Source organism: Psychrobacter proteolyticus (genome assembly GCF_003350005.1).
Taxonomy (GTDB): Bacteria; Pseudomonadota; Gammaproteobacteria; order Pseudomonadales; family Moraxellaceae; genus Psychrobacter; species Psychrobacter proteolyticus.
The window spans coordinates 70366-87502 of record NZ_QLKS01000005.1; the positions used below are offsets into that span (position 1 = coordinate 70366).

The 17137-nt window shown below is 43.2% G+C and carries 15 protein-coding genes and 1 tRNA gene; 8 read left to right on the forward strand and 8 right to left on the reverse strand.

Annotated elements, in window-relative coordinates; all coding sequences use genetic code 11:
- The first annotated feature begins 5 nt into the window (after positions 1 to 5).
- From DXK30_RS12885 to DXK30_RS10850, 7 genes are all read left to right on the forward strand, one after another.
- Positions 6 to 134 (forward strand): hypothetical protein, encoded by a 129-nt coding sequence (locus DXK30_RS12885; RefSeq protein ID WP_265089073.1) that lies wholly within the window; start codon positions 6 to 8, stop codon positions 132 to 134.
- Positions 135 to 663: 529 nt separating this feature from the next.
- Positions 664 to 978, forward strand: coding sequence for an Asp-tRNA(Asn)/Glu-tRNA(Gln) amidotransferase subunit GatC (gene gatC / locus DXK30_RS10825; protein ID WP_057758683.1), 315 nt, complete (start codon positions 664 to 666; stop codon positions 976 to 978).
- 81 nt (positions 979 to 1059) lie between these two features.
- Positions 1060 to 2556: an Asp-tRNA(Asn)/Glu-tRNA(Gln) amidotransferase subunit GatA gene (gene gatA / locus DXK30_RS10830; protein WP_114701691.1), complete on the forward strand. Its 1497-nt coding sequence runs from the start codon at positions 1060 to 1062 to the stop codon at positions 2554 to 2556.
- Positions 2556 to 4082: an Asp-tRNA(Asn)/Glu-tRNA(Gln) amidotransferase subunit GatB gene (gatB, locus tag DXK30_RS10835; RefSeq protein ID WP_114701692.1), complete on the forward strand. Its 1527-nt coding sequence runs from the start codon at positions 2556 to 2558 to the stop codon at positions 4080 to 4082. The genes gatA and gatB overlap by 1 nt, the downstream gene beginning before the upstream one ends.
- Before the next feature lie 114 nt (positions 4083 to 4196).
- A tRNA-Pro gene (locus tag DXK30_RS10840) sits at positions 4197 to 4273 on the forward strand.
- Between the two features lie 220 nt (positions 4274 to 4493).
- A complete protein-coding gene (locus DXK30_RS10845) occupies positions 4494 to 5081 on the forward strand; it encodes a DUF4760 domain-containing protein (protein WP_114701693.1) in 588 nt (195 codons plus the stop codon).
- Positions 5082 to 5345: 264 nt separating this feature from the next.
- On the forward strand, positions 5346 to 6323 hold the full coding sequence (locus DXK30_RS10850) for a DUF1853 family protein (RefSeq protein ID WP_114701694.1): 978 nt from the start codon (positions 5346 to 5348) through the stop codon (positions 6321 to 6323).
- Positions 6324 to 6404: 81 nt separating this feature from the next.
- On the opposite strand, the gene DXK30_RS10855 is transcribed toward DXK30_RS10850, so the two are convergent.
- The 8 genes from DXK30_RS10855 to DXK30_RS10895 all read right to left on the reverse strand — a co-directional run bounded on the left by DXK30_RS10855 (position 6405) and on the right by DXK30_RS10895 (position 15326).
- Positions 6405 to 6935, reverse strand: a complete 531-nt coding sequence (locus tag DXK30_RS10855; RefSeq protein ID WP_114701695.1) for a DUF2726 domain-containing protein — start codon at positions 6933 to 6935, stop codon at positions 6405 to 6407.
- 250 nt (positions 6936 to 7185) lie between these two features.
- Entirely contained in the window at positions 7186 to 8361 is a 1176-nt protein-coding gene (locus DXK30_RS10865) for an SPOR domain-containing protein (RefSeq protein WP_114701697.1), read from the reverse strand.
- A 258-nt stretch (positions 8362 to 8619) separates the two neighbouring features.
- Positions 8620 to 9993 (reverse strand): bifunctional tetrahydrofolate synthase/dihydrofolate synthase, encoded by a 1374-nt coding sequence (gene folC, locus DXK30_RS10870; RefSeq protein WP_114701698.1) that lies wholly within the window; start codon positions 9991 to 9993, stop codon positions 8620 to 8622.
- 199 nt (positions 9994 to 10192) lie between these two features.
- On the reverse strand, positions 10193 to 11140 hold the full coding sequence (gene accD / locus DXK30_RS10875; RefSeq protein ID WP_201508137.1) for an acetyl-CoA carboxylase, carboxyltransferase subunit beta: 948 nt from the start codon (positions 11138 to 11140) through the stop codon (positions 10193 to 10195).
- Between the two features lie 430 nt (positions 11141 to 11570).
- Positions 11571 to 12395 (reverse strand): tryptophan synthase subunit alpha, encoded by an 825-nt coding sequence (gene trpA / locus DXK30_RS10880; protein WP_114701699.1) that lies wholly within the window; start codon positions 12393 to 12395, stop codon positions 11571 to 11573.
- 38 nt (positions 12396 to 12433) lie between these two features.
- Positions 12434 to 13177 (reverse strand): hypothetical protein, encoded by a 744-nt coding sequence (locus DXK30_RS10885; protein ID WP_162799531.1) that lies wholly within the window; start codon positions 13175 to 13177, stop codon positions 12434 to 12436.
- Positions 13178 to 13189: 12 nt separating this feature from the next.
- Complete coding sequence (gene trpB / locus DXK30_RS10890) at positions 13190 to 14464, reverse strand: tryptophan synthase subunit beta (protein WP_057758619.1); 1275 nt, start codon at positions 14462 to 14464, stop codon at positions 13190 to 13192.
- Between the two features lie 160 nt (positions 14465 to 14624).
- A complete protein-coding gene (locus DXK30_RS10895) occupies positions 14625 to 15326 on the reverse strand; it encodes a phosphoribosylanthranilate isomerase (protein ID WP_265089074.1) in 702 nt (233 codons plus the stop codon).
- Between the two features lie 171 nt (positions 15327 to 15497).
- Between DXK30_RS10895 and DXK30_RS10900 the strand changes: the two genes are divergently transcribed.
- Positions 15498 to 17114, forward strand: coding sequence for a cryptochrome/photolyase family protein (locus tag DXK30_RS10900; protein WP_114701702.1), 1617 nt, complete (start codon positions 15498 to 15500; stop codon positions 17112 to 17114).
- The last annotated feature ends 23 nt before the right edge of the window (positions 17115 to 17137 follow it).

The window sequence follows — 17137 nt, forward strand, 5'->3', positions numbered from 1 at the left end:
GGCGAATGAGATTGACTGAGGTGTTACTCGTCAGTGTTAAGCAGGTCGTCGTTAAACATTACTTGTGGCAACAGTTAATCAACCCAACAAGTCAAAATCCAAACGATAATGATGAAATGAAAAAACTGAGCTAAATTATACCGATTTAGCTCAAAAAAAACATAGATATTTGCATCAGTAAGTAAGGATTTTTGTCTTAGACGCCAAAAGTTGTTACAAAGTTTGAAATAGTAGTGCATATCATTCAATTCAATGAAACATCATTTAATCTGATAACTAACAAGGCTCTACAGGCAGATGAATGTTTTGCTTGATAGCAGATGCATACTGTAACGTATTTTAGAAGCTAATTGGAGAGCAATTGAGGAACAATGATGAATTAGGGGGTTAGTTTTGCAATTCTCTGTAAATCATTGTGTCTTAATTGGCATTATTGCTTAACTAATACTATATCGTACTTAATACCACCTCGTTGTCAATTCAGCCTCTTGGTTGAGATTGTGCATCAATCAAGCGTCATGCTCTGTAAACTTGAGTCAGATGCTTTATAATAAGCCCACTTACTATTTATTTCTATTTTAGTTGTTTCTATCTTTAGCGCTTACGTATTTTCGTTTTCGTAATCAACTACTCTAACAAAAACTGTCCTTAACTGGAGAAACTATGTCTCAGCAGCCAGCAACGTCTGACAGCAACGTCAGCCGTGAAGAAATCCTAGAAGTTGCCAACCTTGCCCGCTTAGGTGTCGATGAAAGTACAGCCGATAGCTACGCTGATGATATCAGTAAAGTATTAAAACTGATGAATACGCTATCTAACGTTGATACCACAGACATCAAGCCACTAGCCAATATCCATGAAGCTTGCCAAGAGTTACGTGCTGATGTGGCAAAACACGACATCAATCGTGAGCGTAATCAGTCAGTCGCGCCTGCCGTAGAAGAAGGCTTATATCTAGTGCCTCAGGTGATTGAATAATAGTGGATGAATAACACAACCACGCATTTGCCATTATCTCATTTTATTTTATGCTATTAACATTTTGACGGACGACACCTTATGTCTGAACTTCATTTATTAAGTACCGAGCAGCTCATTACTGGCTTGCAAAACAAACAATTTAGCAGCGCCGAATTAACCGAACACTACATCAAGCGTATCGATGCGCTAGACAGCAAGATCAATAGCTTTATCACTTATACCTCTGAGACAGCACGCGCACAAGCTAAAGCGGCAGACGAGATGCGTGCACAAGGCGATCAGCGTCCGCTACTTGGCGTACCAATGGCGCATAAAGACATCTTTTGTACCCAAGGCGTACTGACTACTTGTGGCTCAAAGATGCTGCATAACTTTGTCTCACCATATGACGCGACCATCGTCTCTAACATCGATAAAGCAGGCATGATTAGCTTAGGTAAGCTCAATATGGATGAGTTTGCGATGGGCTCAGACAACAGTAGCTCTTACTATGGTACGGTACAGAACCCTTGGAACCTAGAGCGCGTCCCTGGTGGCTCGTCAGGTGGTAGTGCTGCCGCCGTTGCCGCTGGTTTTGTCCCTGTTGCTACCGGTAGTGATACAGGTGGCTCTATTCGTCAGCCTGCCTCATTCTGCGGCCTAACAGGTATCAAGCCTACTTATGGCCGTGTGTCACGCTTTGGTATGATTGCCTACGCCTCAAGTCTAGATCAAGCTGGTAGCATGGGACGCAGCGCTAAAGATTGCGCCTATCTGCTCCAACCAATGATTGGTCATGATCCACGCGATGCCACTTCTATCAAGTACGAGATGCCTGACTACGTACAAGACATCAATGATGCAGAAGCCGCTGCTGGTGATAAGCCATTTACTGGCTTGCGTATTGGTGTGGCCAAAGAATACTTCGGCACAGGGCTTGATAGCGAAGTCGAGCAAGCAGCACGTGCCGCGCTCAAGAAATACGAAGAGCTAGGCGCAACGATTGTAGAAGTAAACATCACTGATCCTGAAATCACGCTTGCCACTTACTATATGCTAGCGCCTGCCGAAGCATCATCGAACCTTTCACGCTTCGATGGCGTACGTTTTGGTTATCGCTGTGAGAACCCAACGGATCTGATTGATCTATATACACGTTCACGCTCTGAAGGCTTTGGCCCTGAAGTACAGCGCCGTATCTTGACAGGGACTTATGCGCTATCGGCTGGCTACTTTGATGCTTACTATACTAAGGCACAGAAGATTCGCCGCTTAATCGTTAAAGACTTCGATGAAGCCTTTGCTAGCTGTGATGTGATTGCTAGCCCAACTGCACCGACTGCGGCTTATAAGCTCAGTGAAGACCTAGATCCTGCAACGATGTATTTAGGTGACGTTTATACCATCGCAGTCAACCTAGCGGGTCTACCTGCCCTCAGCCAGCCAGTTGGTTTGACGACAGAAGGCCTACCTATTGGCTTGCAATTAATCGGTAAGCACTGGCAAGAGAGTCAGCTGCTCACGACTGCGCATTTATTCCAGCAGCATACTGATCATCACCTACAACACTCTACCATCGCAAAGGAGACGGTATAATGAGTACAGTTACTACTGATAACAATGCCGTCCGTGAACACGCCGTGCGTAAAGAGCTATTTGTCGATGGCTATGAAGTGGTCATCGGTATCGAGATTCACTGCCAGCTAAATACGGAAAGTAAGATTTTCTCAAGTGCGCCGACTGACTTTGGTCATGAGCCAAACAGCCAAGCAAGTATCGTCGATCTAGGTTTGCCTGGCGTATTACCAGTGCTAAATGCTGGTGTGGTCGATCGCGCATTAAAATTCGGTATCGGTGTCAATGCTGAGCTGGGTCTGTTTAATACGTTTGACCGTAAAAACTACTTTTACCCTGACCTACCTAAAGGCTATCAAATCACTCAGATGGCCAATCCTATCGTGGGTGAAGGCTACATCGATGTCGTCGTCAACGAAGGCGAAAAGAACGAATATCCGAAACGTATGGGTATCACCCGCGCGCATCTAGAAGAAGATGCTGGTAAATCTGTACATGACGCAGTCGATGGTATGACGGGTGTCGATCTCAACCGTGCTGGTACGCCACTGATCGAAATCGTCTCTGAGCCAGACATGCGCTCTGCTCACGAAGCACTTGCCTACATCAAAGCTATCCATCAGCTAGTTACTTGGCTAGGTATCTCAGACGCAGTGATGGCCGAAGGCTCATTCCGCTGTGACTGTAACGTCTCTGTGCGCAAGCCAGGTGCTGATCTCGGTACGCGTACTGAGCTAAAGAACCTAAACTCGTTCCGCTTTATCGAACGTGCTATCAATCGTGAAATCGAACGTCAAATCGATATCTTAGAAAATGGCGGCAAAGTCGTACAAGCAACGATGCTATATGATCCAGAGCGTGATGAAACGCGTACCATGCGTACCAAAGAAGACGCCAACGACTATCGCTACTTCCCTGATCCTGACCTGCTACCTGTCCTTATCGAGCAGCATACGGTTGATGCGATCAAAGCGGCGATGCCTGAGCTACCTGTAGCACGTCGCGCACGCTTTGAAGAAGCGCTAGGTCTGTCAGAATACGATGCTCGTATCTTGACTGGTAGTCGTCAAATTGCTGACTATTTCGAAGATGTAGTGGCTGAAATCGGTCAGCAAGATGCCAAAATGGCTGGCAACTGGGTCATGGGCGACTTGCTTGGCGCCCTGAACAAAGATGACACCGATATCATCGACTCCCCTATCAGCGCCAAACAATTGGCTGGCATGCTCAAGCGTATTAAAGATGACACGCTATCTGGCAAACTGGCTAAAAAAGTCTTTAGTGCTCTATATGAGTGCGAAGGCGGTGATGGCGATGATGCAGCAGATAAAATCATCAAAGACAAAGGCCTCAAGCAAGAAACCGATACTGGTGCTATCAAAGCGATGGTCGAAGAAGTCATCGCAAAAAATGAAGCGATGGTCGAAGAGTATCGCGGTGGTAAAGAAAAAGCCTTTAACGGTCTGGTCGGTCAGGTCATGAAAGCCAGTCGCGGTAGTGCTAACCCACAGCAAGTGAACCAAATTCTAAAAGAATTATTGGGTTAACATTGGCTGCTAAGCGATTATACTGACTATGCTAGGCAGAATAATATTGTAGAGTTTGGCTGCTATAAATAGCCCTTGCAATATACATAATTTTGCGTAAAATAGTCAGTCACTCGGGGCGTAGCGCAGTCTGGTAGCGCACTACACTGGGGGTGTAGTGGTCGCAGGTTCAAATCCTGCCGTTCCGACCAAACATAGCAGTAATAAGAAAAGCCAATCATTGTTTTCAATGGTTGGCTTTTTTTTGTGCTGTTCTAAATCCTGAACTATAGATTTCTTAAAAAATAGATCATCAACAATTCCTGTTAAGTGTTCTTACTTTATTATATTGTACAAAGATAATAGTTCAGCAATAATCATAGACCTAATTAAGTTAATCTAACTTATGTGCATAAAATAGTAGGCATATTAATGTTTAGTCAACAAACTATGTTCAACAGCTTCAAACAAAATCTTCCTATGATAGTATCAGTACTGATGCTCCTATTTCTATCTCATATACTCATGAACTATATAGTAGACAATATCAATTGTTTAAACTGTTTTTTAGGTACTAATCTAGCTTTTTGGGTTCAAACAACTCTAATTGGACTTTCTGCTTTCTTCGCTTACCTAGCATTTAGATCTCATGAAAAAACATCTAGTCAAAGAGCTACTATTGACCTGATGCTAGCACAGAATTCCGATTCGAATTATCAAAATATGCGAGACAACTTTGCAAAACTTAGAGTAGAAAAAGCAGATTTGACGACACAGTTGAATGATAACCCTGTTTCTAGACGTGAAGATAATAGACATATAATGACTGTATTAAACCAATATGAATTTATATCTACAGGTATACGAGAGAAGGCTTTAGATGAAAAAATATACAGAAGTGTATATAGAGGGATATTGATAAAAGATTATGAGTTTATGTCTCCATGGCTTGCTCAATTAAGAAGTTTAGAAAATAATCCTAAAATTGGTGAGGAATTTGAAAGACTAGCACTAAAATAGAAAAAAGAAAGTGAAAACCTATAGCTGTTATCGTTTTTCTGATGCTGACCACTATTAAATCATTACTGCACAGCCCCCTTATCCAAATTACTCAGTTAATCGTTAAAGATAGATATTTTAGATTTAATGCCCTCAAAACCAAATGAAATTAATTTTTTATTATCCTGATCTAATCACTTCAACCCTAGCCGATACTCGTGTCCTATAGACTTTTATAGAGCGAGCCGTTAGGGTAAATGCTACACCTTTACACTGGTTTATCCTATGCCCGAGCCTGTCAATCAGCCCACATCTAACCACCTCATAGATAACGCTCCTTGGGAGTCATACCGCCGACCCTATGTACGTGATTTAGCTTATGTACTGGCGTGCCCCAATGTTTTGACGCAGTGGCTAGACTTTGCATCGCATCAGAACACACATACCGTTGCCGTGCATAGCGCACAATTTTGGCAGACGCAGTTTGAGGCGTATGAGCAACGATTAGCAGAGCTAGACACCACTACCGCCTATCAAGAGTTGACTCGTTACTTACTTAAGCGCCCAAGTCCCAATCGGCTGGGCTTTCATTTTGAAGGGTTACTGTCATTTTGGTTAGAGGATGGATTTGCGCGCAAGCTGCATCCATATGAGACACTGGCTAGCAATGTGCAGCTCTATAATGGTAAGCAGACGACTGGCGAGCTTGATTTGATTTTGTATAACCATGCAGAACAGCTGGTTGAACATTGGGAGCTAGCCATTAAGTTTTTTATGGGATCAGCACCTTTTGAACCTGTGAACTGGGTTGGGATTAATTCCAATGATAATCTACAGCGCAAAATGACACACATGCAAACCAAGCAGTTTCGAGCGGTGTGGGTAGATACGGAAAATCATGGACAGGTAAAAATCGATAAGCGTTATGGCGTGATCAAAGGGCGATTCTTTTTACCGATTAACACAACTGGTTGCGGTGATTATGACTGGCCATATTGGCTAACGCCGAGCTTTCCGATGCATGAGTGGTGTGATAAAAGAGACATGGCAAGTCTTGCAACGATTGACACTACAGCTTTGCGAGCCGCACATTATATTGAGTGGTTCACCAAGCGCGACTTTTATGATGAGCGAAATGCTTATAATGGTCATCAGCAGCCGATAGTTTGGTCAGATAGCGAGCTACCTAAGACAGGTTTATATTTTGAAGGTAATCGACCAATCGTTATTTATCCGAGGCAGTCAGACCAAATCGATGAATAAATTTAGCTAACCTAAACTTTTAAGATGAAACTGCTTGGATAATGTTTTAGCCTTAATAATCGGACAGCTGTCACAGAATGCTTAATAGCTCTCAATCACTTGCATTAGCTCATATCTAAGCATATCAGCACTCGGCATACGCTCAGCGTGGAAGCGCACCATCGCAATACCTGCACTGGCAAGTGCCTTATCTTTTTTATCATCCGCTTTTTGACGGGCTTTGCTACTATGCGTCCAGTCATCAAGCTCGATAGCCACCAATGTAGTCTGAGCATCGACATCCACAATCACATAGTCAACGCTCTGGCGACAGATACGATTGAACCAAAAGCTACGTTCTGATGTCTCACTACTATTGGCTTCAATAATTCGTGACAGCTGCACTTGGACAAATATGTGATACTCCGGCAGCGCATTTTTTAACTTATTAAAAAATATCACTTCCGTATCAGTCATGATTGGCATCGGCGCAAATGGCCAGATTGCTAGCTCATCACCGCGCACAGGTTTTGGATCAAGCTCAACGACAGGGCGCTTTGCTAATAACTTCGGTAACGTAATCAGCCCTAAAAAGCCAACGGCCAATATTAGAAATATAACACCAAACGTCATGGTTCTACCTTATACAATATGAGAGTGATGGGCTAATTTCATTATTGATAGCAATGAATAATGAGCCAATCACGGCAAGGCAACCTATATAGGCTGACAGGTTATACAACAACGGATTATAAAAATGGCGCTCATCTTAACCAAGGCGGCGCCAATCAGCAATCTATAAAACAAAAAACACGACAGTATTTGTCGTGTTTTTATATAAAGTCGATAAAAGCCGAATCGAGACCGTTAGAAACGCTCTAGCTTAACGCCAGTAAAGCACCCAAGCGCTGGTCGTATTTACCTTAGGATCACTATTGATTTTATCTTTTAGTGCCAATGCTGCGACTTTGCCGCGTTCAGGCCCAACCACGACACGTACTCCACGACTAGTGGCACTGGTCTTGACTTGATAACCTGCTGCTCGGAATTTTTTCGCTAACTCATCCGCTTTAGCTTGGTCGTTTGCTAGAGCCACTTGCACCCCAAAGCTACCCTGAGCGTCTGTTTCTTTGACTTCTCTACGTGCTTCACTCAATTTTTGCTGCGCTTCACGTTTAGCGTCGGCAGATTTCTTCGCGAGTGCTTCTTCTTGTTGACGCTTCTTCTCTCTCGCTTGTTCAGCGGCAGCCGCTTCACGCTCTAAACGCTGTACCTGTGTAATCGATGGGATGGTGATACTCTGACCGAGTTGTAGTGCTGCAGATGGTGATAGGTTGTTGGCTTGAGCCAATACTTCAACAGGCATATTATACTGCTTGGCCAGTTTGATCAGTCCATCACCTCTTTTGATTTGGTACTCAGAAGACGATTTTGGTGGTTCAGTTTTAGCCGTTTCTGCTGTCTCTTTTTTCCTCTCAGCTGCTGCCTGCCTCTTTGCTTCTGCTTCTTTTTTATTTTCTGCTAGTTTTTCAGCATCGGCTTTTTCTTGTTTTGCTTCCATTTGTTGCTTTTCAGCATCTGCCTGATTTTTTGCTTTAGCCTCTTTCAACGCATCATCGGCTGCTTTAACCAATTTCTGAGCATCTTGCACTTCCTTGCTTTTGACACTTTTTTCCACACCTTTTGCGTCTTCTGAACTATTACTCTGTTCATTCGGCGCAGCAATATTTTTTACATACTGCTGGCTTTCGGCACGTGCCTTAGCCAATGCTTCTGCTTCAGCCATTTCTTGCTCTGTCAAAAACTCTTTTGCACGTTTTTCTTGCTCTGCAACGCGGGCTGCACGCTCTTTTTGCTTTTGCGCAAGGATACGTTTTTCAGTTTCGATATCAGTTGTGAGCGGCTGTGAAGCTTCTTGCTCAGCACTTGGCTTCTCTATCATCGCCGACGTTGGTTGTTGCTGGTTACTGTCACCAATCTGTTGCACCATGGCGTATAGCATCACGCTACCGCCGATAATCATCCCAATGCCCAATAAGGCTTGTCTCGAAAAGTTCATCCGTTTACGTCTCTTAGTTGGTAATAAGGTTGATTGAGCGGCGCAGCGACTATCTCAAAGCAGTATATCAAATCGCTTTAATCATAATCTCTTACCGCCAGTTACTGTCAGTTAATGCCATCAGAGTTCAAAATTTGTGCCGACCGTCTTCTACCAGTCTGGCAAATCATTTTGATTATAAAGCATATTTTTCATACTGTCTGCTATCAGGCTACGACTAAGATTAACATTAAACAGGCACTACTTTAACTTAAATTATCATACGCTAAGGGCACTTAACGCTTCCCCAATCGTATGAAACGAGCCACATACGACGATAAGGTCTTGCGGTTGGCTCGCCTCTATCACTGCATGGGTCGCTGTATGCAAACCATCGAACGCATATATATTGGTGATATCGACGTATTTAACCAAAACATCTTGCAGCTGCTCAGTAGTCGCGGCACGAGGGTAATCAATCTCAGCGATAAACCAGTCACTAATCGGTAAGCCTGCTTGAGTTAAGCGCTGCACAACCTTATCAATATCTTTATCACCTAACATAGAAAATAGCATTTTTATCTTTGGTGTAGGGATATCCGCTGAGCTATCTTGATTACTTTGCTTGGCTACATGTTGTTGCCAAAATGGTAATAGCTGCGCTAATAAGAACTCAACGCCTTGCTCATTATGCGCCACATCAAATAACCAATGGCGGCTATGGCTCTCACGATAATCGAAACGACCTGCCAGTTTGACAGTTTGTAACGCTTGCTCAATGGCATTGATATCGATATCTAATGGACTTGCTAATACTGCGGATAAGGCATTGGCCGTGTTAGTTAACGATAACGCAGGACGTGGTAATTGTAAGGTAACCGCCGCATTACTGTATTGCCAAGTCGTTGCATCAATATCGCGGTAGCTAAAATCTTGTCCAATCTGATAACAAGTTGCCTGCTGGGTATCGATGGCTTGTTGCACGCTAGCTGGCATCTTAGTAGCACCGTAAATCAGAGGAATGCCTTTGCGCAAAATACCTGCTTTCTCGCGGCCAATATCCTCGACATTGTCACCCAACCAGTCAACGTGATCGATACCGATATTGGTGATGACCGCCATGTCAGGATCAATAATATTGACCACATCTAGGCGTCCACCCAACCCTACTTCTAATACCCACACGTCACAATCTGCCTCAGCGAATATCAATAGCGCTGCTAGTGTGGTCATCTCAAAGAACGACAACGTCAACTCGCACTGTAAACGTGCCGCCTCTACTTTGCTAAAAGCCTCAATCAGCGTCTGATCGCTGACCATCTCGCCATTGATACGTACACGCTCGTTGAAAACGCTCAGATGTGGCGACTGATATAGTGCCGTCTTATAACCTGCGGCTTTACACATTTCGGCGATGACAGCGGTTGTAGAGCCTTTGCCATTGGTGCCTGCCACAGTAAATACATAAGCGTCATCTTTAGCTGACTGCACCACGCCTAACGCTTCTGCGACAGGCAACACACGTGACAATCCCATATCGATTGCAGATACATGAATCTGCTGCATATAATCGAGCCACTCAGTTAGGCTAGCACTTTCATTAGGACTATGGGCGTTGGGGCTGCGAAGGTCAGATGCTAAAAGGTCAGACATGAATAAAACCTATATAAAATTTAATAAGAGATAAAAATATATGTGCTAGCTAAAACCAAAAATAGCACTTACCGTGCAATGACGATAAATGCTATTAGGGGTCTTGCATATGCAGTAGATGTTAGCACGCAGCTAAGTCATTATGCACTCAATAAATGATTCATTATGCTGAGTCATTTACCTTATCGAGCATCTCATTTTACTGAGCATCTACATTTGGCACGCGGCATAGTTTTGCAAGTAGACGATAAATCGTATCAATTAGCTGATGACGATGTACCACTTCATCCACCACACCATGCTCTAATAAGAACTCAGCGCGCTGGAATGGCTCTTCTAACGTCTCACGTACAGTCTGCTCGATCACACGCTTACCAGCAAAGCCAATCATCGCTTTTGGTTCTGCTAGATGGATATCACCCAACATCGCCAGTGATGCAGTTACACCGCCGTACACAGGATTGGTTAATACCACGATATAAGGAATCCCAGCGATTCTTAAACGCTCAATCGCTGCTGCCGTACGTGCCATTTGCATCAACGATAGCAGGCCTTCTTGCATACGTGCACCGCCAGAAGCAGCAAAGCAAACCAAAGGCACTTTTTGCTCTAGCGCTTTTTCAGCTGCTTGGACAAAACGATCGCCAACGACTGAACCCATTGACCCACCCATAAAGCGGAAGTCAAAAGCACAGGCGACGATATCAAGGTTACGCAGTTTGCCATACATAGCAACCAACGCCTCAGTCTCACCTGTTTTTTCTTGTGCTTCACTCATACGTGCAGGGTATGGCTTACTATCCACAAAGCTCAATGGATCTTTTGCCGTAAATTCTTGTCCTGTCTCACCGTCTACCTGATCAAGTAACCAATTCAAGCGCTCACGAGCACTCATCGGTAAATGATGATCACAATGCGGGCAAACATAACAGTTAAAAATCAGCGCTGTGTTGGTAATCATCGAATGACAATTACTACACTTAGTTGACGGCTCAGTCTCTACCGCAGACAGTGGCGCAGTCAGGTGCTGCTTGATACCTGGGATAGGACGATTAAACCATGACTGCCTATCCGTATTGCTGTTTGGCACGGCTTTAGCAGTATTGTTATCGGGTTTTGTTATTGTATCAGTCATATTATTTGCCATCATAAAAGGCTTATTGACAAGTTTGCTCATTCGCTTGTCATTGAGAGTTTAATGGTTGTCTAAACAAAGCGTCTAATACCGTCATAACATGAGTAATCATACGACATACTGATAAATAAATCTCGCATGTCGGTAATTTGATTATGCGCTTGTTGATAGATAATGTATTTGCCAATCAAAATGACAAATAAATCACTGCTATCAGACACCATATAATAGTGATGTTAGTTTACACTCGTAAACTAATTTTAGCAAAGTCATTTAGTATTGTCTTCACGTAAAGCATTTGAGTAAAGTCTTTAGGTAAACAATAGCTTCGATTTGACTTTGCCATTTCAAATAACTATCTCTTCAAGTAACTATCTCTTCAAGTAACTATCTCTTCAAGTAACTATCTCTTCAAGTAACAACAATATGAAAGCAATAGCTATTAAGCGCTTAAGCTGTCTAACGCTTCACGTAGCTCATCCATTTTTGCCATGATGTTCTGCTGTGCATTTGCAACTGCAGCGGTATCGTTGGCATCAATATCGGCAAAATTCTGTACCAAGGCACTACCGACGATAACGCCATCTGCATGAGTACCGATCGCTTTTGCAGAAGCACCATCACGGATACCAAAGCCGACGCATACTGGCAAGTCTGTTTCTGCTTTGATTGCTTGTACTTGAGTTGCTACATCGTCAGTATCTAGCGTGGCTGAACCAGTCACACCTTTTAGTGATACATAATAAATATAGCCGCCACAATGAGTCAATACTTGCTCACGGCGCTCAGGTAAAGTGGTTGGTGATAGCAAGAAAATCTCATTCATCGAATGATCGGTCAAATGCTGAGTGAAGCTGCCCGCTTCTGCTGGTGGCAAATCTACCATCAATAAACCATCAACGCCTGACTGCTCGCATAGCGCGACAAAGTTGTCATAGCCGATGATTTCAACAGGATTAAGATAGCCCATTAGGATAATTGGCGTTTGCGTATCTGTTTGACGGAACTCTGCAACCATCTTCAATGCATCACGAGTACTCGTACCTGCTGCTAATGCACGCTCACCAGCCAACGCTACAGTTGGGCCATCGGCCATTGGATCAGAGAATGGTAAACCGACTTCGATCATATCGGCGCCGTGTTTCACTAAGTCATGCAACAGACCTACCGTAGTGGTCGGATTAGGATCGCCTGCCATCACATAAGGAATCAGGGCTTTTTTATTTTGTGATTTTAAGTTCTCAAAAGTACTTTCAATTCTGGTCATAGTATTCTCTTTAGTTGTCTATCTATTCAGACAAATTATTATTCAAATTTGATGTTAATGACAGTATTACCGTCTTGACCTTTGATCAACAGTGCTCCATTCATAACCATTTCTAACTCATTAAAACTCGTAAGTACCTGTTCTTGTTTAACAGTATTACCTTTATAAACTGTTTTAATAACTTTATTAGCTATAAGTAAATAAGTCTTACAGATTAATCTACTATGCTCTTCAAGAGTCAATTTCAGATCAATCTTACTGCTTTCATCATTCTTATGATTAAAATATGTTAGCTCATAATCATTGAACTGTACTCTAACAGGTACAAACATTTCAGTTTCAGAATCACCTTGTACAGTATAGTTAATACTATGAGCACCTAGTTTGTGACGAGCTTGAGTTATTGATAAGTTATTAAACTCTTGTTTTATAGATTTTGGGTTTGGGCAATTAAATAACTTGAATATATGTAACATAGCTTGTTGCTGTTGGTAAACAGCATTCAAAACTCCATATAATCTCAGATATTTCTCACCCAAATCGTTGTATTTGGTAGGACCTGATAAACCAAACTTCAGAAAACTTTTCAAGGCCTCATTAGAGTCTTCTAAGATATCCTCAGAAGCAATAATTTCGTTCCAGTCATTTTTTGCGTTCAGCTTAAATTTTTGTTGGGCAAAGCCTAGAAAGCCATTGGTTTCTTTAGAAAAAACCTGCTCCCTTGTAAACTTAATAAATCTATCGTTTATTAAGTTTACCAAGTCAACCATATCTGTACTCAAAAAAACGTCCTTTTACAACTCAATCCCTTCTGCTTTCATCACTGAATGCAGATCCTTGTCACCGCGACCTGACATATTAACGATAATCGTCTGATCAGGAGTCATGGTTTTAGCCAGTTTCAATGCATAAGCGACAGCATGAGCAGTTTCAAGCGCAGGGATGATGCCTTCTTTGCGCGTTGCCTCATGGAAGCCTTCTAACGCTTCTTTGTCAGTACAGCCGACATACTCAACACGCTTCATGTCTTTTAAGAAGCTATGCTCTGGACCGACACCAGGATAATCAAGACCCGCTGAGATAGAATGCGTCTCTTGAATCTGGCCATCATCATCTGCCATGAGGTAAGTACGGTTACCATGTAGCACGCCGATACGACCAGCCGCTAATGGTGCTGAATGACGACCTGACTCGATACCATCACCTGTTGCTTCAACACCATACATCTTGACTTCAGTATCGTTCAAGAAGTCAAAGAACAAACCAATAGCGTTTGAGCCACCGCCAACACAGGCAACCAATGCATCAGGCATTTTACCTGTTTTCTCTAGATGCTGAATGCGTGCTTCTTTGCCAATGATCGCTTGGAAATCACGAACCAATAGCGGATAAGGATGCGGGCCTGCTACAGTACCGATAATGTAATAGGTGCTATCCACATTGGTCACCCAGTCACGCATCGCTTCATTCATTGCGTCTTTGAGAGTGCGTGAGCCAGAAGTGACTGGCACAACTGTTGCACCAAGTAAGCGCATACGATAGACGTTCATCTTTTGACGCTCGACATCGTCAGCACCCATATAGACAATACACTCTAGCCCTAAGCGTGCAGCAATCGTTGCCGTCGCTACGCCATGCTGTCCTGCACCAGTCTCAGCGATGATACGTTTTTTACCACACATTTTGGCAAGCAGTGCTTGTCCGATGGTGTTATTTACTTTATGCGCGCCTGTATGGTTTAGATCTTCACGCTTGAAGTAAATTTGCGCACCGCCAATCTCATCGCTCAAACGCTTAGCATGATAAAGCGGCGTTGGACGACCGACATAATTGACCAAATCGTTATGATACTCTTCCCAGAATGCTGGATCTGCTTTGACTTTGGTATAAAGCGTCTCTAGCTCTTCTAGAGCAGCCATTAGCGTCTCAGAGACAAAACGTCCCCCATGTACACCGAAATGACCGCGCGCATCAGGATACTGGTTAAAGTCCTGTACATTTTCAGGATTGGTAAAAGTATTAACAGACTGTGCGGTAGCAGATAAATCTTTGTTCTCGACATGACTCATGATAATTCCTACTGTAATAAGTGGTATTTTTTGGATAACTTTAGATAAATAGAGAGAAAATAATAAAAGGGATAATAATCTAATCAGATTCAAGCAGAAAAGTCGGAATAACGATCAACTAAGCAGATTACGTATAGCGAATAGCTTGATACAAACCTACTTAGATGGCGCCAGTGACCGTAGCGTTTTGCCATCGATCGCGCTTAACCGCTTTCATAAAGGCACGCATTTTGGCAGCGTCTTTTTTACCTTTATCAACCTCAATACCACCGCTCACATCGACGCCATAAATAGGCAAATCTAATGTGGTGGCAACATTGTCGGCATCGAGTCCACCGGCCAAAACGATTGGCAGTGCGCTGTCATGTGGAATGAGACTCCAGTCAAAACGCTGCCCTGTACCGCCATATGAATCTTGATGATAAGCATCCAGTAAAATACTACTGGCACCTGCGGTCGCAAATTGATTAATTTGGGCGCGAACACTATCGAGACTGTCTTGCTCTGTATTGATACGCAATGCTTTGATCCAACGTTTATTGACCATGTCTGCCAGCTGTTGACACTGTTCAGGCGTTTCATCACCATGGAACTGGATAATATCAAAAGAGACGTTGTTTGCTAATTTAATCAGCTCATCTTTGGTCATATTGACTACCAGTGCCACCACGCTGACAAAAGCAGGCACAGCAGCGCTCAGGGTTTGCGCCTGCTCTATCGTGACCGCACGTGGACTTGGTGGATAGAACACCAAACCCACTGCATCTGCACCTAACTGTGCCGCAGTCTGTATATCACTAAGCTGAGTAAACCCGCAAAACTTAACGTGCATTTTGTGACCTTGCGTTTCATGGTACTGAATATGACACCGATTATAGCGGCATCAGATAGGTTCAAGCTAAAGATAAATCGTTAGATGTGATGATGTTTTGTTAACCAAACGGCAAAGCCATTGCATCCAAAAACTTATCCTAGCATACTTTTATCCTTAGTTTTGTTTATGATTGCGATTGATTAATATAGGGATACTTTGATGTCTAAGACTGCACAGACAGCCGTTAATAATACTGATACTGACGACAATCCTACTAGCAAAAATCCACCGCATTACTTGATGTGGTTTCGTCGTGACCTGCGCATTCATGACAATACCGCTTTAGCAGCGCTTTGTGAACGTGCAAAAGAAGACAACGCCTCGGTATCTGCCGTATTCTTTTTGACGCCTGAGCAATGGCAAGCGCACGATACATCCCTTGTACAAGTCGATCACATTACCCGCACGCTACCTGTTATAGCAAAAGAATTACAATCAAAACTGAACATCACCTTAACAGTACAGCTCTGTCCAAGCTTTACTGACTGTATAGAGGCCCTCACGACTTTGTGCAATGACAATGAAATTAGCTGCGTCATGGCTAATCATGAGTACGAAGGCAATGAGATTGACCGTGATGAGCAATTAACTAAAAAACTTAATAAAGACAACATCGAGTTCGTCCGCTGGCATGACCAATGCATTTTGCCACCGCAAAGCATTACGACCAATGATAGCGATAGTATCTATAAGGTGTTCACCCCATTTTATAAAAAATGGCGACATACGTTGGACGTCAGCACCATCCAAATGCATGAAGCATCCGCAGTGGATAGCGATTATAAAATCAAACTACAATCATCGCAAACGTTTGCCAATACAATCGACGATATCAAAGCACTAAGTGAGAAGATGCTCAGTAACTATCAGCAGACATTAGAAAAGAACGACTCGTTGCAGCATATCGATATGACAGCTCAGCTTAACCAAGCAAGAGACGCTTATCCTGCAGGTGAGTCTGCCGCTTGCCAGCGTCTAGAAGCATTCGTCGATGATGATATCAATGATTACGATGTAAGCCGTGATGTCCCCCATCTGCATGCAACCAGTCAGCTATCGGCTTACCTCACCATAGGCTCTATCAGTCCTAGACTCTGCTATCTACAGGCGAGCAAAGCACAAGAGAAGCTACACGGCAATGACGGTGATAATGAAGACATCAATCGCTGGATAAGCGAGCTTGCATGGCGAGACTTTTATCGTCATGTGCTAGTAGAAAAACCAAACCTGATCCGTCATAAGGCTTATAAAGAAGAGACTGACACTAAGGTTAATTGGTCATATGATAACGATGATTTTGAGACATGGTGCACTGGCAAAACAGGCGTTCCGCTCGTAGATGCAGCAATGCGTTGCCTAAATGCGACAGGGTTTATGCATAATCGCTTACGAATGGTCACGGCGATGTTTTTAACGAAGGATTTATTGATTGATTGGCGCTTGGGTGAGCGTTACTTTATGCAGCAGCTGATAGATGGCGATTTTGCCTCCAATAACGGCGGTTGGCAATGGAGCGCGTCGACAGGTACGGACTCAGCGCCCTACTTCCGTATTATGAATCCCTTTAGCCAAGCCAATACGCATGATCCTAAAGCTCTGTTTATTAAAACTTGGCTACTAGAGTTAAAGTACATTCCTAACAGTATCTTGCACAACGAAGACAAGATGCGTAAGGAATTGGCAAAAGATGGTAAGTTTGCCGATGTCGACTATCCTGCGCCAATGGTCGAGCATAAATCAGTACGCAAGCTAGCTATCGCCGAATTTAAAAAATAAGCTTAAATTTAAAAAAGCAACTA

Bases quoted from the DNA above. Each gene is read 5' to 3' on its own strand.
- DXK30_RS12885 (WP_265089073.1), top strand. From the start codon at position 6: ATGAGATTGACTGAGGTGTTACTCGTCAGTGTTAAGCAGGTCGTCGTT.
- DXK30_RS10855 (WP_114701695.1), bottom strand. From the start codon at position 6,935: ATGACGTTTGGTGTTATATTTCTAATATTGGCCGTTGGCTTTTTAGGG.
- trpB (WP_057758619.1), bottom strand. From the start codon at position 14,464: ATGAGTCATGTCGAGAACAAAGATTTATCTGCTACCGCACAGTCTGTT.
- DXK30_RS10845 (WP_114701693.1), top strand. From the start codon at position 4,494: ATGTTTAGTCAACAAACTATGTTCAACAGCTTCAAACAAAATCTTCCT.
- gatB (WP_114701692.1), top strand. From the start codon at position 2,556: ATGAGTACAGTTACTACTGATAACAATGCCGTCCGTGAACACGCCGTG.
- gatA (WP_114701691.1), top strand. From the start codon at position 1,060: ATGTCTGAACTTCATTTATTAAGTACCGAGCAGCTCATTACTGGCTTG.
- DXK30_RS10850 (WP_114701694.1), top strand. From the start codon at position 5,346: ATGCCCGAGCCTGTCAATCAGCCCACATCTAACCACCTCATAGATAAC.
- DXK30_RS10865 (WP_114701697.1), bottom strand. From the start codon at position 8,361: ATGAACTTTTCGAGACAAGCCTTATTGGGCATTGGGATGATTATCGGC.
- folC (WP_114701698.1), bottom strand. From the start codon at position 9,993: ATGTCTGACCTTTTAGCATCTGACCTTCGCAGCCCCAACGCCCATAGT.
- accD (WP_201508137.1), bottom strand. From the start codon at position 11,140: ATGGCAAATAATATGACTGATACAATAACAAAACCCGATAACAATACT.
- DXK30_RS10900 (WP_114701702.1), top strand. From the start codon at position 15,498: ATGTCTAAGACTGCACAGACAGCCGTTAATAATACTGATACTGACGAC.
- gatC (WP_057758683.1), top strand. From the start codon at position 664: ATGTCTCAGCAGCCAGCAACGTCTGACAGCAACGTCAGCCGTGAAGAA.
- trpA (WP_114701699.1), bottom strand. From the start codon at position 12,395: ATGACCAGAATTGAAAGTACTTTTGAGAACTTAAAATCACAAAATAAA.